Origin of the sequence: Pseudomonas sp. BLCC-B112, from assembly GCF_028550695.1 — a bacterium.
Taxonomy (GTDB): Bacteria; Pseudomonadota; Gammaproteobacteria; order Pseudomonadales; family Pseudomonadaceae; genus Aquipseudomonas; species Aquipseudomonas danubii.
Genome location: NZ_JAQQGK010000007.1, coordinates 206693 through 230638 on the forward strand (window position 1 = coordinate 206693; position 23946 = coordinate 230638).

Here is a 23946-nt window from a genome sequence, read left to right on the forward strand (position 1 = left end):
CCCCCTTCGCCAGGACCAGTCCTACTTGAACACCACGTCCTGTGCCAGGGTCAACTCCCTCGCCCCTGCGTCCAGCCTGACCAGAGCGCCCATGGGCAAAGTCAGGTTCGGGTCACAATGGCCACTGCGCCATCCTGCCAGCACTGGAATCCGCAGCGGCTCGAAGGTCTGCTTGAGCAGGCGGCACAATGCGCTGAAGTCCACACCGGCCACATCCCCCACCAAGACGCCCCGCAGGTTGTCCAGTTTGCCGGCCAGCCGCAGGTGATTGAGCAAGCGGTCAATACGGTACAACGGCTCGTTGACGTCCTCGATAAACAGGATGACGCCGTCGGTATTGATTTCGTAAGGCGTGCCCAGCGTGCAGGCAATCATCGACAGATTCCCCCCCAACAGCGCACCCAACGCAATGCCCGGCTCCACAGTGGTCAATGGGAAAGCCACGGGATGAGACAGCAGACTACCCGCCTTTACCTGGCCCCGGAGCAGGTTGAAAAAGGACGCCTCGGTTGGCGGTTGCTTGTCACCCAGCAGGTCGGCATTGAGCATGGGTCCGTGAAAACTCACAAACCCGGCATAGCGGTTGATCGCCAGGTGCAGGGCGGTGATATCGCTGTAGCCGACAAAGGGCTTGGGGTTGCGCCGCAGCAACTCAAAGTCGATCTTGTCCAGCAAACGCGGGCTGCCATAGCCCCCGCGCAGGCACACAATGGCGTCGACTTGGCTATCGGCAAAGGCGCTGTGCAAGTCATCGAGGCGCACCTCGTCGCTGCCAGCCAGATATCCCTCCTGCTGCCCGACGCCGGGAAAGATCCGCAGCGTATAGCCACGGGAACGCATCCATTGAAAAGCTTTTTCGGTATCCAGCACTGCGGGACCGGCGGGGGCAATAAGGCCGATGACGCCTTCCGCAGCCAGTGCCGGCACCGGCAGGTGAGCATGAAGGGCAGCAGTCGGTTGGATGGGCATGCAGATTCTCCCTGTGTGAATTCACTCAAGCACAGTAGCCATGAATCTCGTTAAACAGAAGAGGAGGACGCGACCGGAGGGGCGAAAAACAACCGAGACTGCAGAGGTGCTCGAAAGAGCCGGGAAACTGCCCGCAAGACCCAAGCCTTGCGGGCAGGCAAATCAGGAAACCAGGCCTTCTCTGGCCAGTTTCGCTTGTTCGTCGGCGTGATACGAGGAACGTACCAGCGGGCCCGAAGCGACATTCTTGAAGCCCATCTTGTAACCTTCCTCGGCGAACCAGGCGAAGGTATCCGGATGCACGAAACGCTGAACCGGCAAGTGGTTGCGGGACGGCTGCAGGTACTGGCCAAGGGTCAGCATATCGATGTCGTGCTCACGCATGCGCTTCATGACTTCGATGACTTCGTCGTCGGTTTCGCCCAGGCCCAGCATCAAGCCGGACTTGGTCGGTACATGGGGCACCAGTTGCTTGAACTTCTGCAGCAAGGTCAGCGACCACTGGTAATCCGAGCCCGGACGCGCAGCCTTGTACAGGCGCGGCACGGTTTCCAGGTTGTGGTTGAACACATCCGGTGGCGTGGCAGCGGTGATTTCCAGGGCTACATCCATGCGACCGCGGTAGTCGGGCACCAGGGTTTCCAACTGTACGTTCGGCGACAGCTTGCGGATCTCGCGAATGCAATCGGCAAAGTGCTGGGCACCGCCGTCACGCAGGTCGTCGCGGTCCACCGAAGTGATCACCACATACTTCAGGCGCAGGTCGGCGATGGCCACTGCCAGGTTCATCGGCTCGTCGACATCCAGAGGTTTTGGACGACCGTGGCCAACGTCACAGAATGGGCAGCGACGGGTGCAGATGTCGCCCATGATCATGAAGGTTGCGGTACCGCCGGAGAAGCATTCGCCCAGGTTCGGGCAGGATGCTTCTTCGCAGACGCTGTGCAACTTGTGCTTGCGCAGCAGTTGCTTGATCCGGTCGACTTCCGGGGATACCGGAATACGTACCCGGATCCAGTCCGGTTTCTTCGGCAGCTCGGTGGTCGGAATGATCTTCACCGGAATGCGCGCAACCTTTTCCGCACCGCGCAATTTGACGCCGGCTTCAACTTTCGGACGTGGCGCCCGCTCGGAGACATCCACCGTCGGGATCAGGGTTTGAACAGCGTCTTGCGCAGTAGTCATATCAGTCGATTCCGCCCGTTAGGGTCGTCTGCTCAGCATAGTCGAGGTGTTTGACGAGCTGCGCACGCAGCCGGGCACTTACCTCGGCAAATTCAATCGGCCCTGCATGGTCGCTCAGTTGGGTCATCGCCAACCCGGCATAACCACAGGGGTTAATCCGTCGAAACGGCTGCAAATCCATGTCCACGTTCAAGGCCAGGCCATGAAAGGAACATCCATGGCGGATACGCAGGCCCAGGGAGGCGATTTTCGCCCCTTCGACGTAGACACCCGGTGCATCGGGCTTGGCCGCCGCCGGCACGCCGTAGCTGGCCAACAACTCCACCAGGCATTGCTCCATGCGACTGACCAGGTCACGCACGCCGAACCCCAGCCTGCGCACATCCAGCAGCAAGTAGGCCACCAACTGGCCGGGACCGTGATAAGTCACCTGTCCGCCGCGATCGGCCTGCACCACCGGTATATCTCCCGGCAGCAACAGATGCTCGGCCTTGCCCGCCTGGCCCTGGGTAAACACCGGCGGGTGCTGCACCAGCCAGATTTCGTCTGGGGCGCTGGTGCCACGTTCATTGGTAAAGCGCTGCATGGCCTGCCAGACCGGCTCGTAAGCCATCAGGCCAAGCTCACGAAAGCCCAGCGTCTGTGGCATCACAGCACCATGTGGACGACACCGGTAGCACGCAGGGCACTATTGATATCACGCAGTTGGTCTTCACCGGTGGCGGTGATGTGCAGTTGTACCGTGGTGTACTTGCCGTTGCTGCTCTGACGCTCGGCCAGGGACTTGATGTCCAGCTTGGCGTACTTGGCGAGGATCTCGATCACGGTGTCCTTGAAGCCGACAACCGTGTCACCGATCACCTTGATCGGGTAGTCATCGACGGGGAATTCAATCTTGTGCGACTTAACGTCAGTGTCTGTCATGGCAGTAACGGCCTCGTAAGCCGGACGACGGACATGGCCCCCGCTCCACTTCGGAGCGAGGGCCATGCAGGTCGACAATATCAGTTGAACAAGCCGTAGAAGAATAGACGGATGCTATCCCACATGCGGCGGAAGATACCACCTTCGTCGACCGCTTCCAGGGCGATCAGGTCAGCGCTGTGCACCACCTTGTCGTCCAGTTTCACTTCGACTTTACCAATCACGTCGCCCTTGGCGATCGGCGCAACCAGTTGCGGGTTCATGGTCATGCTGGCGGCGAGCTTTTTCAACTGGCCTTTAGGCATGGTCATGGTCAGATCTTCAGCCAGACCGGCCTTGACCTGATGAGTGGTGCCCTTCCACACCGGCGCCTGAGCCAGCTCGGTGCCTTTCTGGTAGAAGGTCTGGGTTTCGAAGAAGCGGAAACCGTAGGTCAGCAGCTTCTGGGTTTCGGCGGCGCGGGCCTGCTCGCTGTTGGTGCCGAACACTACGGCGATCAGACGCATGCCATCACGTACTGCCGAAGACACCATGCAGTAGCCGGCTTCATCGGTGTGGCCGGTTTTCAGACCATCGACGGTCTTGTCGCGCCACAGCAGCAGGTTACGGTTAGGTTGCTTGATGCCGTTCCAGAAGAACTCCTTCTGCGAGTAGATCGCATAGTGGGCAGGATCTTCATGGATGATCGCGCGAGCCAGCACCGCCATATCGTGGGCCGACGAGTAGTGCTCAGGGTTCGGCAGGCCGGTCGGGTTCATGAAGTGGCTGTTGCTCATGCCCAGATCGGCAGCCGTCTTGTTCATCATGTCGGCAAAAGCGTCTTCGCTGCCGGCAATGTGCTCGGAAACCGCAACGCTGGCGTCGTTGCCCGACTGAATGATGATGCCGTGCAGCAAGTCGCTGACGGAGACTTGCGAACCCACCTTGATGAACATCCGCGACCCGCCGGTACGCCAGGCGTTCTCGCTGACGGTTACCGGATCGTTCTCGCCGATCTGGCCGCGACGGATTTCCAGGGTCGCGATGTAGGCGGTCATCAGCTTGGTCAGACTGGCTGGTGGCAGGCGCTGGTCACCATTGTTCTCCACCAGCACGTTACCGCTGCTGGCGTCCATGAGCACATAGGATTTGGCGGCCAGTTGCGGTGGCGACGGCATCGCTTCGACCGCCCAGGCGGCGGGCGTGATGATCAGCGGGACAAGCAGGCACAGGCGTTTGGCAAAGGTGGTGATGTTCATCCGTCTCTCGAAGTTGCTAATGGAAACTTGCCCGAGGGCAAAACTATTTCAGACAGCCTTCTAAAGGGCTGTCGCGTGTTCAGTTGTTCACTCACTGACCCTTGCCGGGCTTTTGTTGTTCGACGAGCCAACAACCAGGGTCCACCCCCCAATACCGCAAGCGGACCTTCAATCTTCTTACTCGGCAGTGACCACGCTGGGCTGGCCAAGGTTAGCCAAGCGCACACTGTTCTGCGCTTGCTGAGCCTCACCCGGCGTGCCGAATGGCCCCAGGCGTACCCGATGCAGCGTCTGCTGATTACGTACGATCGAGCTGATGAACACCGGGGCGCTCACCATGCTGCTCAATTTAGACCTCAACAGCTCCGCAGCGTCCGGGTTGGCGAAGGCCCCCACCTGCAGATACTGGCCTGAGGCGGCTGCAGGAGTGTTTTTAACTTGTACGGGAACCACTGCGGCAGCGTGTTGCTGGGGCGGCGGCGTCCATTGCTCGACAGTACCGGCCGAAGCCGTGATCACCGGCGCGCTATTTTGCGCCACTTGCGGCTCATTGAGCATCAACGGCGCCGGACGGCCACGCTGGGCCCACCACTGCTGCGGATCGATGCCTTCGACCTTGACCCGAGCGGTGCCGGTCTCGGCATAACCGAGCTTCTTTGCAGCCGCGTAGGACAGGTCGATGATGCGGTCAGAGTAGAACGGACCACGATCGTTGACCCGCAGGATCACGCTGCGATTGTTGTCCAGGTTGGTGACCTTCACGTAACTGGGCAAGGGCAGGGTCTTGTGTGCGGCACTCATACCGTACAGGTCATAGACCTCGCCATTGGCGGTGTTTTGACCATGGAACTTGGTGCCGTACCAGGACGCCGTACCGGAGGCCACGTAGTTCTTGGACTCCTGGATGGGGAAATAGGTTTTGCCCAGTACCGTATAGGGGTTGGCCTTGTACGGGCCGGTGTGCAGGGTCGGGGTCGCATCGGGAATGCGCGAGACGTCGACGTCCCACCAGGGCGCGCCATCCTTGTGCGCACGGTTGACGTCCAGGCCCGGCATGGCGCGCACGCCACTCGTGGACTTCTGCTGCGGCGAGCGGCTCGTCGAGCAACTGACCAACAACAAGGACAACGCGGCAAAAGCCACCAGCTTCAGGGGTTTGCGGATTGGCATTGCCAGCATTACTTGACGCCCCGTGCTTGGACCAGTTGTTCAGACAACTGATGTACGGCCATGGCATACATCACGCTGCGGTTATAGCGAGTGATCGCGTAAAAGTTCTTCAGGCCCATCCAGTATTCCGGGCCACTGTCACCTTCCAGACGGAAAGCGGTGACCGGCAGATCATCGCGCAGCGCATCATGACTCGACCAGCCCAGGGCCCGCAACTCCCCGACCGTCTTGGTCGGCTCTATCCCTGTGGTCAAGCCTTCGTCCACGCGATCGCCACGCACGTCGGCGCGACTCACCACCGGCTCGCCGGCCACCCAGCCATGACGCTTGAAGTAGCTGGCAACGCTGCCGATGGCATCGTCCGGGTTGGTCCAGATATTGATGTGGCCATCACCGTCGAAGTCCACCGCATAGGCGCGAAAACTGCTCGGCATGAACTGCGGCAGCCCCATGGCTCCCGCGTAGGAGCCCTTGAGGCTCAAGGGATCAAGTTGCTCTTCACGGACCAGCAGCAGGAACTCGCGCAGTTCCTTGCGGAAGAATTCGGCACGGGGCGGATAATCGAAGCCCAGGGTAGATAACGCATCGATCACCCGGTAATTGCCGGTATTACGCCCAAAAAAGGTCTCAACACCGATAATCGACACTATGACCTGGGCCGGTACGCCATATTCCTGCTCGGCGCGAGCCAGAACCGCCTCATGCTGACGCCAGAAATCCACACCGCGGGCAATGCGCGCGTCGGTGATGAACATCGGCCGGTATTCTTTCCACTGCTTGACCCGCTCGGCCGGCCGGGAAATGGCGTCAAGAATCGATTGCTTGCGCTCGGCCTCGCGGAACACCCCCATCAGCTGTTCCCCGGCAAAACCATAGTCCCGGGTCATTTCGCCAACGAATTCGGCCACTTGCGGCGAACCTTCGTAATCACCGGCGAACGCGGGTTGCGCTGCACCAAGGATGCTTACCAGGCCGACCCACGGCGCATGCCGAGCAGCCCAGCCACGCATTACTTGCATTGAATTCTTCACCTTAATCAAACCTGCGCGATCCACTTGCGATGGGTATGGATCGACATCAAAACCCCAAACGCTGACAGTAGCGTCACCAGCGAAGTTCCTCCGTAGCTAATGAACGGCAACGGAACCCCCACTACCGGCAACAAGCCACTGACCATACCGATGTTGACGAAAACGTAAACAAAAAACGTCATGGTCAGGCTGCCTGCGAGCAACTTGCCGAACAGCGTCTGCGCCTGGGCGGTGATCACCAACCCGCGCCCGATCAACAGCAGGTAGATCAGCAGCAGCGCACAAATGCCCACCAGGCCGAACTCCTCGCCCATGACCGCAATAATGAAGTCGGTGTGGCTCTCCGGCAAAAAGTCCAGGTGCGACTGCGTACCCAGCAGCCAACCCTTGCCGAAAACCCCGCCGGAACCGATGGCCGCCTTGGACTGGATAATGTTCCAGCCCGTGCCCAGGGGGTCGCTCTCGGGGTCGAGAAAAGTCAGGATTCGCTGTTTCTGGTAGTCATGCATGATGAAGAACCACATGGCGATGGCCACCGGCACCGCGGCCGCCAGCACACTCAGAATCCAGCGCCAGCGCAGGCCACCCATGAACAGCACGAAGGCGCCACCGGCCAGGATCAGCAGGGCGGTGCCCAGGTCCGGCTGACGCACAATCAGGATGAACGGAATGCCGATCAGTATCAGGCTGATCCCCACATGCTTGAGATGGGGCGGCAAGGTGCGCTTGGACAAGTACCAGGCGATGGTCGCCGGCATGATGATCTTCATGAACTCCGACGGCTGGAAGCGGATCACCCCGGGAATGTTGATCCAGCGGGTCGCGCCCATGGCGTTGTGGCCCATGACGTCCACCACCACCAGCAACACCACGCCGAACACATAGCCCAGAGGCACCCAGCGCGCCATGAAACGTGGCTCGAACTGGGCGATGACAATCATCGACACCAAGCCGATGCCGAAGGACGTGGCCTGCTTGGCCAGCAGATCCCAACTCTTGCCACTGGCGGAATACAGCACGAACAGGCTGCCGGCGGCCAGCGTCAACAGCAACACCAGCAAGGGACCATCGATATGCAGGCGCTGCAACAGCGTCGCACGACGGCGCATCACATCCTCACTGGAGAGGATGCGGTCAAAATTACTCTTCACGGGCCGTAGCCTCCGCGCTGATAGGGCTGGCGAACTCAGGCTTGAGCTGGCCGTCCTGGCCGAGAAGCCAGGCATCCATCACCTGGCGCACCACGGGAGCCGCGACGCCGGAGCCCGACTCGCCGTTCTCGACCATGACCGAAACCACGATCTTGGGGTTTTCCGCCGGGGCGAAGCCGACAAACAGGGCGTGGTCGCGATGGCGCTCCTGAACCTTGGAGCGGTCGTATTTCTCGCCCTGCTTGATCGCCACCACCTGGGCGGTACCACTCTTGCCGGCAATCCGGTACTGCGAACCAACCGCAGCCTTGCGCGCAGTGCCGCGGGCGCCGTGCATCACCTGCTGCATGCCGTGATTGACCCTCATCCAGTCCGACGGGTCGCGCAGGACGATGTCCGGCATCGGGTTGTGATCCACCGGCTTCTCGCCTTCGATGCTCTTGGCCAGGTGCGGTCGGTTCCACTTGCCCTTGCTGGCAACCAGAGCGGTCGCCTGGGCCAGTTGCAACGGCGTCGACTGCATGTAGCCCTGGCCGATCCCGAGAATCAGGGTTTCTCCCGGGAACCAGGCCTGACGCCGGGTGGCGCGCTTCCACTCGCGGGTCGGCATCAGCCCGGGGGATTCCTCGAACATGTCCAGGGAGACCTTCTGGCCGATGCCGAACTTGGTCATGTAGGCCGAGAGCCGATCGATCCCCAGCTTGTGGGCCAGGTCATAGAAATAGGTGTCGTTGGACCGCATGATCGCGGTGTCCAGGTCGACATAACCGTCACCGCTTCGGTTCCAGTTGCGGTACTTGTGATCGTAGTTGGGCAGTTGGTAGTAGCCCGGGTCGTAGACGCGGGACGAGGCCGTCACCACCCCGGCATCCAGCCCGGCAATCGCCACCGCCGGCTTGATGGTCGAACCCGGTGGATACAGACCGCGCAGCACCCGGTTGAACAGCGGCCGATCAATGGAATCACGCAATTCGGCATAAGCCTTGAAGCTGATACCGGTGACGAACAGGTTCGGATCGAAACTTGGCTGGCTGACCATCGCCAGAACTTCACCGGTGCTCGGGTCCAGCGCCACCACCGCACCGCGGCGGCCGCCCAGAGCCAGCTCCGCGGCCTCCTGCAACTTGATATCCAGGCTCAGGACAATGTCCTTGCCGGGAATCGGATCGGTGCGCTTGAGCACCCGCAGCACTCGGCCACGGGCGTTGGTTTCAACTTCCTCGTAACCCACCTGGCCATGCAATTCCGGCTCGTAGAAACGTTCGATGCCAGTCTTGCCGATATGGTGGGTGCCGCTGTAGTTCACCGGGTCCAGGGACTTCAGCTCTTTCTCGTTGATCCGTCCCATATAGCCCACGGAGTGCGCAAAGTGCGCGCCCTGCGGGTAGTGCCGGACCAGTTGCGCAACCACTTCCACCCCGGGCAGACGGAACTGGTTCACCGCAATGCGGGCTATCTGCTCTTCCGTCAACTCGAACAGGATCGGCACCGGTTCGAAAGGGCGCCGCCCCTGTTTCATGCGCTTTTCGAACAGCACCCGGTCTTCCGGGGTCAGTTCCAGCACCTCGACAATCACATCGAGGACCTGCTGCCAGTTGCCGGAACGTTCGCGGGTCATGCTCAGGCTGAAACTGGGCCGGTTATCAGCAACTACCACGCCATTGCGGTCAAAAATCAGTCCGCGAGTCGGAGGAATCGGCTGCACATGCACCCGATTGTTCTCCGACAGCGTGGAGTGATAGTCGTACTGAATCACCTGCAGGTAATACAGCCGGGCAATCAGCACGCCAATCAGGCAGACCACCATAATGGCGCCGAACACGACCCGGCTACGCACCAGACGGGCGTCTTTTTCGTGGTCCTTGATGCGGATCGGCTGGGACATTAGGGGCGCGGGCTACTTGTGGTAAGGGTGCCCGGACAACACGGTCCAGGCGCGATACAGCTGTTCACCGATGAGAATCCGCACCAGCGGGTGCGGCAAGGTCAGCGGCGACAGCGACCAGCGCTGATCCGCTCGCGCACAGACTTCCGGCGCCAGCCCTTCCGGGCCGCCGACCATGAAATTCACGGTGCGCGAATCGAGACGCCAACGATCCAGTTCCACCGCCAACTGCTCGGTGCTCCAGGGTTTGCCGTGCACCTCGAGGGTGACGATGCGCTCGTTATGCCCGACCTTGGCCAGCATGGCTTCGCCTTCCTGACGGATAAAGCGAGCCACGTCGGCGTTCTTGCCCCGGGTATTGAGCGGAATTTCCACCAGTTCCAGCGCCAGCTCGGAGGGCAGACGCTTGGCATACTCGTGCCAACCCTCTTCCACCCACTTGGGCATGCGTGAACCAACAGCGATCAGACGCAGGCGCACAGCGGTCCCTTATTGCTGGTCTTTGTTGAGCTTGGTGAAGTGCTCGTGGCCATGCTCTGGGCTGTGGTGCTTGCCATCGGCCGCGCGGCTCTGCTCGGCGCCCTGCCACAGACGCTCCAGGTCATAGAACTGACGAGCCGAGGCAGTCATCATGTGCACGATCACATCGTCCAGGTCCAGCAGCACCCAGTCGCTGTCGCCCTTGCCTTCTTCACCCAGCGGACGCACGCCCTGGGCCTTGACCATTTCGCGGACCTTTTCCAGCATCGCGCCGATCTGGCGATTGGAGGTACCGGTGGCGATGATCATGTAGTCAGTGATGCTTTGCTTGTCGCGAACATCGATCACCAGGACATCCTGGGCCTTGACGTCTTCCAGCGCGGCAACAGCCACCTTGACCAGCTCTTCGCCTTTCATTACTTGGTTAGTCATATAAAACTCGTTCAGCTCGTATGTTTGGAGCGCCGCTCAGCACAGGCCGGCAGCGTTCCCTCAGTTCGGCGCACGGTAAAGTCCGTGAGCATCGATATAGGCCAGGACCGCGTCAGGCACCAGGAAACGTACCGACTTACCGCTGGCCAGCAGTTGACGGATCTGGGTGGCGGACACCGCAAGCGGCGTCTGCCAGACGAATGCAATGTGTCCCCCCGGCCCTTGCAGGGCCAGTGGGTCGCTCACCGAGCGCGCCGCCAACAGGTTGCGCAAGGCATCCGGTGGCTCGCTGTCGGCATCCGGGCGTTGCAGCACCAGGATGTGGCAATGCTGGAGTAATTCTTCCCAACGATGCCAGGTGGGCAGGCCGCAAAACGCGTCCCAGCCCAGTAACAGAAACAACTGGTCATCCGCGGCCAACTCGGCCCGCATCTGCTCCAGGGTGTCGATGGTGTAGGACGGCTTGTCCCGTTTCAGCTCACGGTCGTCCACCACCAGGGGTGAAACGCCCGCCACCGCATATTCGACCATCGCCAGACGATCGAGCGCCGACACCTGCGGTGTATCCCGATGCGGCGGCCTGGCACTGGGTGTCAGGCGCAGCTCATCGAGTTGCATGGATTCAGCCACCTCCAGCGCACCACGCAAGTGGCCGATATGCACTGGATCGAAGGTGCCGCCCAGCAGACCGATACGTTTGCCCATCAAGTGCGCACGTGACCGTCGCCGAAAACCACATACTTCTCGCTGGTCAAGCCTTCCAGGCCCACCGGGCCACGGGCGTGCAGCTTGTCGGTAGAAATGCCGATCTCAGCGCCCAGGCCATATTCGAAACCGTCGGCAAAGCGCGTAGAGGCATTGACCATGACCGAACTGGAATCCACTTCATTGAGGAAGCGCCGAGCGTCACTGAAGTTCTCGGTGACGATGGAGTCAGTATGGTGCGAGCCGTAGGTGTTGATGTGCTCGATGGCCTGTTCCAGGTTGTCCAGCACCCGGATCGAGAGGATCGGCGCGGTGTACTCGGTACGCCAGTCTTCTTCGGTCGCTTGCAGCACATCGGCGCCAAGAATTCCTCGGGTTTGCTCGCAGCCACGCAACTCGACGCCCTTGTCGCGATAGATCGCAGCCAATGGCGGCAATACGCGCTCGGCAATGGCGGCGTGAACCAGCAAGGTTTCCATGGTGTTGCACGGCGCGTAGCGCTGGGTCTTGGCGTTATCGGCAATACGAATCGCCTTGTCCAGGTCCGCCGCCACATCGATATACACGTGGCAGACGCCATCCAGGTGCTTGATCACCGGCACTTTGGCATCGCGGCTGACCCGCTCGATCAGGCTCTTGCCGCCACGAGGCACAATTACGTCGACAAACTCGGGCATGGTGATCAGCGCGCCCACCGCGGCGCGATCAGTGGTTTCCACCACTTGCACCACGTGAGGCGGCAAATCGGCAGCCGCCAATCCCTGCTGAATGCAGGTGGCAATGGCACGGTTGGAATGAATGGCCTCGGAACCACCCCGCAGGATGGTGGCGTTGCCAGACTTCAGACACAGGCTGGCAGCATCGATGGTCACGTTCGGACGGGACTCGTAGATGATGCCGATCACGCCCAGGGGCACACGCATCTTGCCCACCTGGATGCCCGAAGGCAGGTAGCGCATGTCGCGGATTTCACCGATGGGGTCAGGCAGCTTGGCCACCTGACGCAGGCCTTCGATCATTTCATCGATACGCGCTGGAGTCAGCGCCAGACGATCCAGCAGAGCCGGTTCCAGACCATTGGCCCGGCCGTTGGCCAGGTCCTGCTCGTTGGCTGCGGTCAGCTCCGGTCGCGCAGCGTCCAAGGCATCGGCAGCCGCCAACAGCGCACGGTTCTTCTGCGCAGTGGTGGCACGGGCGATCACCCGGGAAGCTTGGCGGGCAGCGCGACCCAAACGGGTCATGTAGTCAAGAACGGACTCAGTCATGGTCTGGTGTGGTCTTGGCAAAGAGGAAAGCGGCTGATTATAGCTGTCGCGCCCGTTCACGGACAGCGGTCACGGGCGGATGGTCGAAATGGAGTGTAAATACCCGCAGTTCAGCCTGAATTAAGCCTGGAGTTGTTACCATTACGTCACTTTTTCCGCCATAACCCTCGTCACCATGTCCATCCTGACCTCTGCGAACCCGCCCAAAGCCTTGCCTGACGGCTTTTTCGACCGTGACGCCGAGCTTTTGGCCCGTGAACTGCTGGGCAAAGTCATTCGCCATAAAGTCGGCGAGCTGTGGTTATCCGCGCGCATTATCGAAACCGAAGCCTATTACTGCGAGGAAAAAGGCAGCCACGCCTCCCTCGGCTACACAGAAAAACGTAAGGCTTTGTTTCTCGATGGCGGCCACATCTATATGTATTACGCACGCGGTGGCGACTCGCTGAACTTCAGCGCCCAGGGCCCCGGCAATGCGGTACTGATCAAGTCCGCCTATCCCTGGGTCGACGCCGTCTCCGGCCCGGCCAGCCTGGCGCAGATGCTGCTGAACAACCCGGACGCCAGCGGCCGGCCGCGCCCCTCGCAAAAGCTCTGCGCCGGCCAGACCCTGCTATGCAAGGCCATGGGCTTGAAAGTCCCAGTCTGGGATGCAAAGCGCTTCGATCACGAAACCCTTTTCGTCGAGGACGTCGGCAGCGCAGTGCCGCACATCATCCAGACCACCCGCCTGGGTATCCCCCGCGGTCGTGACGAACACCTGATGTACCGCTTCGTCGATGCCGCCTATGCGCCCTACTGCACACGGAACCCGCTGCGCCGTGGCCAAGTCGAAGGTCGCGACTACCTGATCCTCGACTGATTAGCGCAACCCCGTACCCGCCAGACACTGACAATGGAGTTGAAATTATGGGCCCATGGCTCGACAGCGTGACCGCCTGGCTGACCACCAACCCGCAGTGGCTGGCCGCCGCTGTATTTATTGTGGCCTGCGTGGAGTGCCTGGCCATTGCCGGCCTGATTGTTCCGGGAACGGTGCTGCTGTTCGCGATTGCCGTGCTGGCGGGCAACGGCGCGTTGTCACTGGGAGAAACCCTGCTTCTGGGGTTGTTCGGCGGTTTGCTCGGGGATCTGGTGTCCTACCTGCTGGGGCGTCACTTTCACCAGAGCATCCGGCGCCTGCCAGGACTGCGCCATCATCCGGAATGGATCAACGGCGCCGAAGCCTATTTTCAGCGTTACGGCATCGCCAGTCTGCTGGTAGGACGCTTCATCGGCCCGCTGCGGCCAATGTTGCCAATGGTTGCCGGCATGTTCGACATGCCATTTGTACGATTTTTCGCCGTCAGCCTGCTGGCTGCCGCGGGCTGGTCGGTGGCTTACCTGCTGCCAGGCTGGGCCACGGGTGCGGCGATTCGCCTGCCGCTGCCCGAAGGCTTCTGGCCACAAGCCGGTGTCGTGGCCGGCAGCCTCGCAATACTGATCGGCTTGAGCGTTGCCAGCAGCCTGCGTCGCCATCGTCGGGCTACCCTGCTGATGTCCGGCCTGAGCCTGTTGATCCTGGCAGGGCTGTTCATCGGTTACCCCTATCTCACGCAGTTCGACCAGGGGCTGATCGCCCTGGTGCAGGAACACCGGAACCCGACCCTGGACAAGATCATGGTGATGGTCACCCAGATCGGCGAGTTTCGCGCCATGTTCATCATCAGCGCGGTACTGACCCTGCTGCTTCTGGCCCTGCGCCAATGGCGTCACGCCGTGTTCGCCGGTGCCACCCTGATGTGCACTGCACTGGCCAACACTGGCAGCAAATGGTTCTTTGCGCGGGTACGTCCCGAGGTCCTGACCGAGCCCCTCACCAGTTTCAGCATGCCCAGCGGGCACTCTTCTGGCTCCTTCGCCCTGTTCCTGACCCTGGCGGTATTGGCAGGCCGTGGCCAACCACCACGAATGCGCCTGACCTGGCTGCTGCTGGGCTGCCTGCCGGCGGCATCCATTGCCTTGTCCCGGGTCTACTTGGGGGCCCATTGGCCAACCGACATTCTCGCCGGCGCCATGCTCGCGACCTGTGTCTGCGCCGCCAGCCTGACCCTGATTCAATGGCAAGAATCGCTCAAGCCGATGTCGGCCAAGGTCTGGTGGCTGCTACTGCCAGTCATGCTGTTGATGTGCGGGTTCATGGCGACACGGCATCTGCCTCACGCCCTGCTGCGATACGCCTATTAAGCGTGCAAGCGGCAACCCGTAGCTGCCGCTAGAGGTTCAGGACTCAGGCGAAGAGCTCGCCCTGCAGTTCATCCAGCAGTTGCTGGATGGCATCGAGACGCTGCTGCGGATCATCCAGTTGCAGCAGGTCGATCTTGTCCTGCTCGGAAAAGGGCAACAGGTAGGCCAGCTGATTGGCCAGGGACAATTGCCCCTGGGCCTCGCTGCCCATGTCCAGGGCCTCCACCATCGGATGCTCGGCCAGAGCCTTGAGCAGCGCGATCAGGTCTGCGTCCTCATCCTGCAATGGTTGCTCCGCAGCCTCCGCCAGCCACTGGACCTGGGCCACCGTCAGTTGGTCTTTCTGCACTTCGCTCTCCAGCACGCGGAAGCGTCGACCACCCTTGACCCTGATTCCCAGCAGTCCATTGTCCTGCTGGTGAAAGTCGGTAATCAGTGCTTCGCAACCCACCAGGGCATAGCCTGGCGCGGCCGTACCGACCTCCTCGCCCTCCAGGATGCACACCACTCCGAAGCCGCAACCCTGCTTCATGCAGCGGCCGATCATGTCCAGGTAGCGCGCCTCGAAAATCTGCAGATCGAGGATGCAGTCAGGGAACAGCACGGTATTCAAAGGAAACAGCGCCAGGCTCATACACCCATCCTTAAACCAGCAAAGACACCGCCAACGGCAGCAGTACCGCCGTGGCCACGCCCATCAGACTCATGGCCAGCGCGGCAAAGGCGCCGCACTCCTCACTCTCCTGCAAGGCCACCGAAGTGCCCACCGCATGGGCGGTCATGCCCAGGGCCATGCCTCGCGCCTCAGGCCCATGAACGCCCAGGCGGTCGAGGATACTCGGGCCGAAGATCGCCCCGATCACCCCGGTAATCAGCACGAACACCGCCGCCAGAGCCGCGACGCCACCAATCTGCTCGGCCACCAGCATAGCGATCGGCGAAGTCACCGACTTGGGTGCCATGGTCATGAGGATCATGTGCTCAGCACCGAACCACCACCCCAGCAGTACCCCCAGGCTGGTGGCCAGCACCCCGCCCACCACCAGCGTAGTCAATATCGGCCAGAACAATTGGCGGATGCGCCGCAAGTTGAGGTACAGGGGCACCGCCAGGGCCACCGTGGCAGGGCCCAGCAGAATGCTCAGAATCTCGGTGCTCTTGCGGTACTCCGCATAACTCAAACCACAGCCGAGCAGCACACCGATCACCAGCAGCATGGACACCAGTACCGGCTGCAGGAACATCCAGCGAGTTTTCTCAAAGGCCGCCAGCACCAACTGGTAGGCGCCCAGGGTGATGCCGATGCCGAACAGCGGATGGTGAATCACCGCCGCCCAGGCGCCTTGCCAATCAACACTCATTGACTGTCCTCCCGGCGGGACTGGCGCTTGACCAGGCGCTGCATCAGCACACCGACAAAGGCCATGGAGATCACCAGAGACAGCACCAGCGCGCCACTGATCGCCCAGAAGTCCGCGGCAATATCACGGGCATAGACCATCACTCCGACCGCAGGCGGCACCAGTAACAGCGGCAGGTATCGCAGCAAACTGCTGGCTGCCAGGTTCAACGGCTCGCCCACTTCGCCGCGCACCACCAGAAAAACCAGCAGCAACAACAGGCCGATGATCGGCCCGGGAAGTACGGGCAACAGCAGATGATTGAGCGCCGTGCCGAGCAATTGGAACAGCACCAGCCATGTCAAACCGCGTAACAACATACCGCCTCTCCAGCCAGATCCCGTGGCGCATTATAAGCACGCAGGCGCTATGAACCGGCATTCGCCAAAAGCATGGATGTTTACCGGGAAGGATCGCCATGATGATCTAAAGTGGATACTTCAGACCACAAAGCACTGGGTCGAATACTAAAAAATCGTTGAACCAAGGAGAGTCTCAATGCCCTATGTTCCTGTTGCAGAGCTCAAAGATTATGTCGGGAAGGAACTCGGACGTTCCGCGTGGCTCACCATTGACCAGGAGCGTATCAACCTGTTCGCCGAAGCCACTGGCGACTTCCAGTTCATTCACGTGGACCCGGTCAAGGCAGCGAAAACGCCGTTCGGCACCACCATCGCCCATGGGTTCCTGACCCTGTCGCTGATCCCCAAACTGATGGAAGACATCCTCGTGCTGCCCGAGGGCCTGAAGATGGTGGTCAACTATGGCCTGGACAGCGTGCGCTTCATCCAGCCGGTGAAAGTCGACTCCAAGGTGCGTCTCAAGGTCGAACTGACCGACGTCACCGAGAAGAAGCCCGGCCAATGGCTGCTCAAGGCCACGGCCACCCTGGAAATCGACGGCGAGGAAAAACCTGCCTATATCGCTGAGCCTCTTTCGCTCTGCTTCGTCTGAAATGTCCCTGATGCGAAACAGCTCATGCTGTTTCGCTCAACCTCTCTATATATAAGTCACACCGCTGCGGCATACTCGGTCCCCTAATTATCCGGAACCCGTTATGCGCCCACTTGTACCCCTGGTCTTGACTCTCTTGCTCAGCGCTTGCGGAGACGGCGAATCGCTGTTGCCGCCCGATGCCCGACTGCCCGACGGCGGGCGCTATCGCGGCGACCTGGTCAATGGCCTGCTCCAGGGACAGGGACGCATCGACTACCCCAACGGCAGCTGGTACGCCGGCCAGTTCGACAAGGGCCAATGGCATGGCCAGGGCGAATGGCATGGCAGCAATGGCGAGGTCTATCGCGGCCAGTTCCAGCAAGGGCTGTTCCACGGACAAGGCACCCTGACCACCAAGGACAGCAGCTACAGCGGCGGCTTCAAACTAGGCCGCCGGGACGGCGAAGGCACCCTCAAAGAAGACGGCATGACCTATCGCGGCGAGTTCAAGGCCGACCTGTACTCGGGCCTGGGCCGCCTGGAACTGGAGGACGGCAGCCAGTACCAGGGGCAATTCGCCAAGGGCAAGCCCAATGGCGAAGGCCAGCGCAGCGATGCCAGCGGCAACCAGTTCAGCGGCAACTTCGTCAACGGCCAACTGGAAGGCAACGGCACCTTCAACAGCGCCGAAGGTGACATTTATGTCGGTGGTTTCAAACACAACCAGCTCAATGGCAAGGGCCGCTACGAAAACTCCGACGGCGACGTCTGGATCGGCCAGTTCAAGGAAGGTGCCCTGGGTGGCAAGGGCGAGCTGATCGGCGCCGATGGCAGCCATTATGTCGGCACCTTCAGCGACTGGCGCTTCAGCGGCGAAGGACGACTGAACCTCAGTGACGGCAGCTTCTACATCGGCGGCTTCGACAGCGACAACTACCAGGGCCACGGTGTGCTGGTGCTGCGCGATGGCAGCGTGCAAAGCGGTGTCTGGAGCAATGGCATGCGGGTTCGCGACGCCGACGGCAAACTACTGCCGGACCCATTGGAAACTGCTCTGCTGGTCCAGGGTCGCCTGCTCAAGGAGGCCCTCGATGCGGTACCTGCCTCAAGCCCAACCATCGAACTCTATAGCCTGACCCTGGCCGGCGACGGCAAGCAGAGCGTCTTCCTGCGCGAAGCCGACTACGTCAGCAACATGCTCGCGAGCCGCTTCGGCGCCTACGGTCAGATCCGCCTGGTCAACCACCGGGACCACCTGATGAACCGGCCCATGGCCACCCGGGAGAACCTGCGCCGCGCCGCACAGACCCTGGCCGAACGCAGCGGCCCCGAAGACCTGGTGTTCATCTACCTCACCAGCCATGGCACCAGCGAGCACGAACTGGTGCTGGATCAGCCGCGCATGGAGTTGACCGACCTACCAGCCGATGAACTGGCCATCGCCTTGGCCCCCCTGAAAAACCGCGACAAGATCATTGTCATCTCGTCCTGCTACTCGGGCGGTTTCATCCCTGCGCTCAAGGACGAACGAACCCTGATCATGACCGCCTCCCAGGCCGACCGGGTGTCTTTCGGCTGTTCCGAAGAAGCCGACTTCACCTACTTCGGCGATGCTTTATTCGCCCAGGCACTGAACCAGACCGATGACCTGGAGCACGCCTTCAAGCTGGCCCGGGCGACAGTGGCCGAACGTGAACAGGCTGATGGTTTCGAAGCGTCAGAACCACAGATCTGGGCCCCCAAAGGCGTCATCGCGCATTGGCAACAATTGCGCAAACAGCAGGCACGAAAAGCGCTGCAAAGTGTCTCTATAGGCAGCAAGGAAGCACAGAGCAACTAAGCTGAAACAGTATCAAGGGGGAATGACTATGTACTTGACGCCTCAGCATATCCTGCTCGCCGGCGCCTCCGGACTAACCGGAGAGCATCTACTCGATCGCCTGCTCAACGAGCCCACCATCATTCGTGTTCTGGCACCCAGCAGACGCCCGCTAAGCAAGCACCCACGCCTGGAGAACCCCGTCGGCGATCCGGCGGTGTTTCTGCCGCAACTAAGCGGCAAGGTGGAGATCGCCTTCTGCTGCCTGGGCACCACCATCAAGCAGGCGGGTTCTGAAGCAGCCTTTCGCGCCGTGGACCTGGACATGGTGGTGGCCTTCGGCAAACGCGCCCTGGAAATGGGCGCGCGGCACCTGATAGTGGTCAGCGCCCTGGGCGCCGACCCCAAGTCATCGATTTTCTACAACCGGGTCAAAGGTGAAATGGAAGAGGCCCTTAAACAGCAGGGCTGGCCACAGCTGACCATTTGCCGGCCGTCACTGCTGCTGGGAGACCGGATCGAACCGCGCCTGACCGAACAACTGGCCGGCCCGTTGTCGCGACTGATCCCGGGCAAGTACCACGGCATCGAAGCCTGTCAGTTGGCACGCGCCATGTGGCGGTTGGCCCTGGAAGAGCAAAGCGGCACTCGGGTCGTCGAATCCGATGAGTTGCGCAAGCTAGGTAAATGAAGCACTCGCCGGCAAGCCGGTTCCTGCACATAGCTGCAGGAGCCGGCTTGCCGACTAACACTACAACCCACCCGTTGCCTGAAACCCCACCCCCAACACTGTCAGCACCGACAACGGCAGCAACAGCGTATCGAGCAAGGCACTGGCCGGCAGGTCTACTCCTGGATAGCTCGGTGCCTCGGCGCCAAAGCGGTCCATGGCACAGCAACCACCCTGCATGGCATAAAGATCCAGGCGCGTCCCCGAATACACCACCGGTGCCCCAGGTTGTGCGGCGTTCAAGGTGCGGACCGTGGCACAGCCCCCCAGCTGCAGGGCAGCCAGCAGCATCAGCAGGGATTTATTCATCGCTGCTCAAATGATGCTCGCCCCAGCGCGGCAACATGTCCTGGGGAATGTTCAGCAGATTGAGAATCCGCGCTACGACGAAGTCCACCAGGTCATCGATGGTCTGCGGCTGATGATAGAAACCCGGCGAGGCCGGCAGGATAGTCACGCCCATGTTCGACAACTTGAGCATGTGCTCCAGATGAATGCTGGAGTAGGGTGCCTCGCGAGGCACCAGAATCAACTGCCGGCGCTCCTTGAGGGTCACGTCCGCAGCCCGTTCGATCAGGTTATTGCAAGCCCCGGTAGCAATCGCCGACAAGGTGCCGGTGGAGCAAGGCACCACCACCATCGCCGCCGGCGAGCCGGAACCCGAGGCTACCGGCGACATCCAGTCTTCCTTGCCGTACACCCGGATCTGCCCCGCCGCCGCACCGGTGTACTCGGTGAGAAAGGCCTGCATCATCTGCGGCTTGGGCGGCAGGGTCACATCGGTTTCCGTGGCCATGACCAACTGCGCAGCCTTTGAGATCAGGAAGTGCACTTCCCGATCCTCACGCACCAGGCAATCCAGCAAGCGCAAACCGTACTGGGCGCCCGAGGCACCGGTCATGGCCAGGGTGATGCGTTCCGGGCCGTTGCTCATTGCAGTGCCTCGGCCAGTTTGCCGTGCAGGCCGCCGAAGCCGCCGTTACTCATGATCACCACCTGGGTGCCCGGCTTGGCCTGGCTTTTCACCCGTTCGATGATGCCTTCCAGAGAGTCGCTGACAATCGATGGCACCGAACACAAAGCCGCCGTTGCCGCCAGGTCCCAGCCCAGGTTGGCCGGTGCGTACCAGATCACCTGATCGGCCTGGTTGACGCTTTCCGGCAGCCCATCACGGTGGGCGCCAAGCTTCATGGAGTTGGAGCGCGGCTCGATGATGGCAATCACCGGTGCGTCGCCGACCCGCTTGCGCAGGCCGTCCAGGGTGGTGGCGATGGCCGTCGGGTGGTGGGCGAAGTCATCGTAGATGGTCACGCCATGCACTTCGGCGACCTTCTCCATGCGGCGCTTCACGCTCTTGAACGCACTCAGGCCAGCAATGCCCATCGACGGCACCACGCCAACATGACGAGCAGCGGCCAGCGTCGCCAGGGCATTGGCCACGTTGTGCTGCCCGGTCAGTTCCCACTCCACCACGCCCTGGCTCACACCCTCGAACATCACTTCAAAGGCCGAACCGTCGGCACTGAGCAACTTGACCTGCCACTGACCACCGGCACCGGTGGTCTGCACCGGCGTCCAGCAGCCCATCTCGATGACCCGCTGCAAGGCCGGTTCGGTGGTGGGATGAATCACCAGGCCTTCGCTGGGGATGGTCCGCACCAGATGGTGGAACTGCCGCTCGATGGCTGCCAGGTCAGGGAAGATGTCCGCATGGTCAAACTCAAGGTTATTGAGGATCGCCGTGCGCGGGCGGTAGTGGACAAACTTCGAGCGCTTGTCGAAGAACGCGCTGTCGTACTCATCGGCCTCGATCACGAAGAACGGTGTGCCGCCCAGGCGGGCCGAAACGGCGAAATTCTGCGGCACCCCACCAATCAGGAAGCCCGGGCTCATGCCGGCATGCTCCAGTACCCAGGCCAGCATGCTGCTGGTGGTGGTCTTGCCGTGGGTGCCGGCTACCGCCAAGACCCAGCGCCCTTGCAGGACATGGTCCGCCAACCACTGCGGGCCGGAAACATAGGGCAGGCCTTTGTTCAGCACATATTCCACGGCCGGGTTGCCCCGGGACATGGCATTGCCGATCACCACCAGATCCGGAGCAGGGTCCAGCTGGGCCGGGTCATAGCCTTGAGTCAGCTCGATGCCCTGGGCTTGCAGCTGGGTGCTCATGGGGGGATAGACGTTAGCGTCGGAGCCGGTGACGTGATGGCCCAGTTCTTTAGCCAGAACCGCCATCGAGCCCATGAAAGTGCCGCAGATACCGAGAATATGGATGTGCATAGTCGACCTCATAAAACATCGGCGCAGGTTAGCCTAGAGGGCTGCAAATCGCACCCATTAGCTGACCGGGAGGCTGTTGCGTTTGCCGCCGCTGGCACAAGGCAAGCGGCCCTGTACCGGCAGTCACAGGTGCGTTTTAACGCGCAATACCGTGTTTGCGCAGCTTTCTATAGAGGGTGTTGCGGCTGACCCCCAGCTGTTCGGCGGTATGGGTCATGTGCCAGCGCTGTTGCTCCAGGGCTGCCAGTAGTGCAACCCGCTCGGCGTCCTCCAGGGGGCGCTCCTGCGCTTCAGCAACCGGCTCGCCAACTGGCGCCGGGCGGCTGTTGCGGATCAGCGGCGGCAGGTCTTCCAGACCAATGCGGCCGTTTTCACACAAGGCCGCCAGGGTTCGCAGGACGTTGCGCAATTGCCGCACGTTTCCCGGCCAGGAATAACTCAACAGGCTCTGACGCGCCGCTTCGTCCAGCACCACCGGTTGCCCGCCCGCTTCTTCGGCCAGGAGAAAGTCCAGTAACTGGGATTTGTCGCTGCGCTCACGCAGGGCCGGCAGCGCGATCTCAAGACCATTGAGCCGGTAATACAGATCCTCACGGAAACTGCCGTCGCGTACCCGCTCCAGCAGATCCCGGTGGGTGGCGCTGATGATCCGCACGTTGACCGATTGCGGCTCACCACCAATCGGCACCACCAGGCGATCTTCCAACACCCGCAGCAAGCGCGTCTGCAGGGCCAGGGGCATATCGCCGATTTCATCGAGGAACAAGGTGCCGCCATCGGCCTGCTGCAACTTGCCGCGCATGCCCTCCTTGCGCGCCCCGGTAAAGCTGCCGCCGCGATAACCGAAGAGTTCGCTCTCGATCAGGCTCTCCGGAATCGCCGCGCAATTGAGGGCGACAAAGGTTTTATCCGAACGGGCACTGCCCTGGTGCACGGCCTTGGCGAAAGCCTCCTTGCCGGAGCCGGTTTCACCATTGATCAACAGCGGCACATCACGTTCGAACACCCGCGAGGCCCGGCGAAAATCATTCTGCAGCCCTTCATCCCCAAGGCAGATGCTTGAAGTGCGCGGCGGCGTAACACCAGCCGGCACCCGCGGCGCAGGTTGCGATACCGGGTGCGGCTGACCGCGCAACAAGGCAAACAGGCGCCGCCCATCCCGAGTACGCAAGGGCCAACTGGCGCTGGCATTGATGCTGGCGCGACTGAGCAATTCATCCAGGGAACAGTCGAAAAAGCTGTCCACCGGTTTACCCAGCAAGCCACCGCGAATATGTCCCAGCAGGTTCAGGGCGCTCTGGTTCACCGCACAGATTCGCCCTTCGCCGTCAAACGCCAGCAAGCCCTCACTGAACAGCCCCACAGACTCCGCCTGTAGATGAAAGCGCAGCAGCCACTGGTTCTCGAAATAACGCAGGAAATAGCAGCTCTCGATCATTTTCGCCGAGAGATTGACCAAGGCCATGGTGTGGAACTGACTCTGCCGGGAAACGTCCTGACGCGCCGAGGACACATCCAGCACCGCCAGCAATTCGCCATGAGGATCGAACACCGGGCTCGCCGAGCAGGTCAGGCCAGTGTGCCGGCCACGGAAGTGCTCGCCCTGGTGAATGGTCAGCGACTGGCGCTCCACCAGGCAGGTGCCAATGCCGTTGGTGCCTTCCCGGGCCTCGCTCCAGTCGGCGCCCAGCCAGAGACCGGCATGCTCGAAAATCTTGCGCTCGCTAGGGGCAGTGATGCAGTTGAGGATCACCCCCCGGGCATCGGTCAGCAGCACGGCATGGCCCGCGCCGGACAACTGCTGGTGCAGGTTGGCCATCTCGGTGCTGGCTATTTGCAGCACATCCTGCAGGCGTTCGCGACTTTCCAGCAGGCGACCATGCTCCAGCACTGTGGGGGCCATGGCCTGGGCCGGATCAAGGTGATAGTCCTCAAGGCAGCGCAGCCAGGAGCGAGCAATGGAAGGATCGCTGCCGGGGCCCTGCAAATGGGCTTTACCCTGGGCCACCGTCAGCACCTGCTGGGCATGTCGACTCAGATGATTACTACTGTGCATTTCTTATTATTCTCCTGATGCGCTGTCACGCTCAGACGGAACACTGGCGCCGCTGCCGGCCGCA

25 protein-coding genes are annotated in these 23946 nt (G+C 61.3%); 5 read left to right on the top strand and 20 right to left on the bottom strand.

Annotation, left to right across the window (positions count from 1 at the left end; translation table 11 throughout):
• Positions 1–21: 21 nt before the first annotated feature.
• The 13 genes from PQT43_RS20165 to PQT43_RS20225 form a co-directional block, all read right to left on the bottom strand.
• Positions 22–969, bottom strand: coding sequence for a S66 peptidase family protein (locus tag PQT43_RS20165; protein WP_102882331.1), 948 nt, complete (start codon positions 967–969; stop codon positions 22–24).
• 162 nt (positions 970–1131) lie between these two features.
• On the bottom strand, positions 1132–2154 hold the full coding sequence (lipA, locus tag PQT43_RS20170) for a lipoyl synthase (RefSeq protein ID WP_102865352.1): 1023 nt from the start codon (positions 2152–2154) through the stop codon (positions 1132–1134).
• Between the two features lies 1 nt (position 2155).
• Positions 2156–2803: a lipoyl(octanoyl) transferase LipB gene (gene lipB, locus PQT43_RS20175; RefSeq protein WP_102865351.1), complete on the bottom strand. Its 648-nt coding sequence runs from the start codon at positions 2801–2803 to the stop codon at positions 2156–2158.
• On the bottom strand, positions 2803–3078 hold the full coding sequence (locus PQT43_RS20180) for a DUF493 domain-containing protein (RefSeq protein WP_011063665.1): 276 nt from the start codon (positions 3076–3078) through the stop codon (positions 2803–2805). The genes lipB and PQT43_RS20180 overlap by 1 nt, the downstream gene beginning before the upstream one ends.
• An 80-nt stretch (positions 3079–3158) precedes the next feature.
• On the bottom strand, positions 3159–4316 hold the full coding sequence (locus PQT43_RS20185; RefSeq protein ID WP_102882332.1) for a D-alanyl-D-alanine carboxypeptidase family protein: 1158 nt from the start codon (positions 4314–4316) through the stop codon (positions 3159–3161).
• Positions 4317–4493: 177 nt separating this feature from the next.
• Positions 4494–5495: a septal ring lytic transglycosylase RlpA family protein gene (locus tag PQT43_RS20190; protein WP_110596248.1), complete on the bottom strand. Its 1002-nt coding sequence runs from the start codon at positions 5493–5495 to the stop codon at positions 4494–4496.
• Positions 5495–6517 carry a lytic murein transglycosylase B gene (gene mltB, locus PQT43_RS20195; RefSeq protein ID WP_371826211.1) on the bottom strand — a complete coding sequence of 341 codons (1023 nt, stop codon included), beginning with the start codon at positions 6515–6517 and terminating at the stop codon, positions 5495–5497. Before mltB ends, PQT43_RS20190 begins: the two co-directional genes overlap by 1 nt.
• A 5-nt stretch (positions 6518–6522) precedes the next feature.
• Entirely contained in the window at positions 6523–7626 is a 1104-nt protein-coding gene (rodA, locus tag PQT43_RS20200) for a rod shape-determining protein RodA (RefSeq protein ID WP_102865347.1), read from the bottom strand.
• A 31-nt stretch (positions 7627–7657) separates the two neighbouring features.
• Positions 7658–9553, bottom strand: coding sequence for a penicillin-binding protein 2 (mrdA, locus tag PQT43_RS20205; RefSeq protein WP_102865346.1), 1896 nt, complete (start codon positions 9551–9553; stop codon positions 7658–7660).
• A gap of 12 nt (positions 9554–9565) precedes the next feature.
• Positions 9566–10033: a 23S rRNA (pseudouridine(1915)-N(3))-methyltransferase RlmH gene (gene rlmH / locus PQT43_RS20210; RefSeq protein ID WP_011063671.1), complete on the bottom strand. Its 468-nt coding sequence runs from the start codon at positions 10031–10033 to the stop codon at positions 9566–9568.
• A 9-nt stretch (positions 10034–10042) separates the two neighbouring features.
• Positions 10043–10465, bottom strand: a complete 423-nt coding sequence (gene rsfS, locus PQT43_RS20215) for a ribosome silencing factor (protein ID WP_267268966.1) — start codon at positions 10463–10465, stop codon at positions 10043–10045.
• Between the two features lie 60 nt (positions 10466–10525).
• Positions 10526–11170 (bottom strand): nicotinate-nucleotide adenylyltransferase, encoded by a 645-nt coding sequence (gene nadD, locus PQT43_RS20220; protein ID WP_102865345.1) that lies wholly within the window; start codon positions 11168–11170, stop codon positions 10526–10528.
• Positions 11170–12435, bottom strand: coding sequence for a glutamate-5-semialdehyde dehydrogenase (locus PQT43_RS20225; protein WP_102865344.1), 1266 nt, complete (start codon positions 12433–12435; stop codon positions 11170–11172). Before PQT43_RS20225 ends, nadD begins: the two co-directional genes overlap by 1 nt.
• A gap of 175 nt (positions 12436–12610) precedes the next feature.
• Here PQT43_RS20225 and PQT43_RS20230 point away from each other — a divergent pair, with 175 nt between their 5' ends.
• Complete coding sequence (locus PQT43_RS20230) at positions 12611–13297, top strand: DNA-3-methyladenine glycosylase (RefSeq protein ID WP_110652038.1); 687 nt, start codon at positions 12611–12613, stop codon at positions 13295–13297.
• A 47-nt stretch (positions 13298–13344) separates the two neighbouring features.
• Positions 13345–14661 (top strand): bifunctional DedA family/phosphatase PAP2 family protein, encoded by a 1317-nt coding sequence (locus PQT43_RS20235; RefSeq protein WP_272754491.1) that lies wholly within the window; start codon positions 13345–13347, stop codon positions 14659–14661.
• Positions 14662–14704: 43 nt separating this feature from the next.
• On the opposite strand, the gene PQT43_RS20240 is transcribed toward PQT43_RS20235, so the two are convergent.
• The 3 genes from PQT43_RS20240 to PQT43_RS20250 are packed head-to-tail and all read right to left on the bottom strand — an operon-like array spanning position 14705 to position 16381.
• The gene (locus PQT43_RS20240; protein WP_102865341.1) at positions 14705–15295 is read right to left on the bottom strand and encodes an LON peptidase substrate-binding domain-containing protein; all 591 of its coding nucleotides are present in this window, start codon (positions 15293–15295) and stop codon (positions 14705–14707) included.
• Between the two features lie 10 nt (positions 15296–15305).
• Complete coding sequence (locus tag PQT43_RS20245; protein ID WP_102882337.1) at positions 15306–16022, bottom strand: LrgB family protein; 717 nt, start codon at positions 16020–16022, stop codon at positions 15306–15308.
• On the bottom strand, positions 16019–16381 hold the full coding sequence (locus tag PQT43_RS20250; protein ID WP_110596251.1) for a CidA/LrgA family protein: 363 nt from the start codon (positions 16379–16381) through the stop codon (positions 16019–16021). Before PQT43_RS20250 ends, PQT43_RS20245 begins: the two co-directional genes overlap by 4 nt.
• A gap of 178 nt (positions 16382–16559) precedes the next feature.
• Here PQT43_RS20250 and PQT43_RS20255 point away from each other — a divergent pair, with 178 nt between their 5' ends.
• The 3 genes from PQT43_RS20255 to PQT43_RS20265 all read left to right on the top strand — a co-directional run bounded on the left by PQT43_RS20255 (position 16560) and on the right by PQT43_RS20265 (position 19507).
• The gene (locus PQT43_RS20255) at positions 16560–17015 is read left to right on the top strand and encodes a MaoC family dehydratase (protein ID WP_102865338.1); all 456 of its coding nucleotides are present in this window, start codon (positions 16560–16562) and stop codon (positions 17013–17015) included.
• A gap of 103 nt (positions 17016–17118) precedes the next feature.
• On the top strand, positions 17119–18837 hold the full coding sequence (locus tag PQT43_RS20260; RefSeq protein WP_110652037.1) for a C13 family peptidase: 1719 nt from the start codon (positions 17119–17121) through the stop codon (positions 18835–18837).
• Positions 18838–18865: 28 nt separating this feature from the next.
• Complete coding sequence (locus PQT43_RS20265; protein ID WP_102865336.1) at positions 18866–19507, top strand: oxidoreductase; 642 nt, start codon at positions 18866–18868, stop codon at positions 19505–19507.
• A 60-nt stretch (positions 19508–19567) separates the two neighbouring features.
• Here PQT43_RS20265 and PQT43_RS20270 read toward each other — a convergent pair whose 3' ends face one another.
• The 4 genes from PQT43_RS20270 to PQT43_RS20285 form a co-directional block, all read right to left on the bottom strand.
• Positions 19568–19855, bottom strand: coding sequence for a YceK/YidQ family lipoprotein (locus PQT43_RS20270; protein ID WP_102865335.1), 288 nt, complete (start codon positions 19853–19855; stop codon positions 19568–19570).
• Positions 19848–20480 carry a flavin prenyltransferase UbiX gene (gene ubiX, locus PQT43_RS20275; protein ID WP_102865334.1) on the bottom strand — a complete coding sequence of 211 codons (633 nt, stop codon included), beginning with the start codon at positions 20478–20480 and terminating at the stop codon, positions 19848–19850. The genes PQT43_RS20270 and ubiX overlap by 8 nt, the downstream gene beginning before the upstream one ends.
• Complete coding sequence (gene mpl / locus PQT43_RS20280; protein WP_102882340.1) at positions 20477–21826, bottom strand: UDP-N-acetylmuramate:L-alanyl-gamma-D-glutamyl-meso-diaminopimelate ligase; 1350 nt, start codon at positions 21824–21826, stop codon at positions 20477–20479. The genes ubiX and mpl overlap by 4 nt, the downstream gene beginning before the upstream one ends.
• 136 nt (positions 21827–21962) lie before the next feature.
• The gene (locus PQT43_RS20285; RefSeq protein WP_272754494.1) at positions 21963–23882 is read right to left on the bottom strand and encodes a sigma-54-dependent Fis family transcriptional regulator; all 1920 of its coding nucleotides are present in this window, start codon (positions 23880–23882) and stop codon (positions 21963–21965) included.
• Positions 23883–23946: the final 64 nt, after the last annotated feature.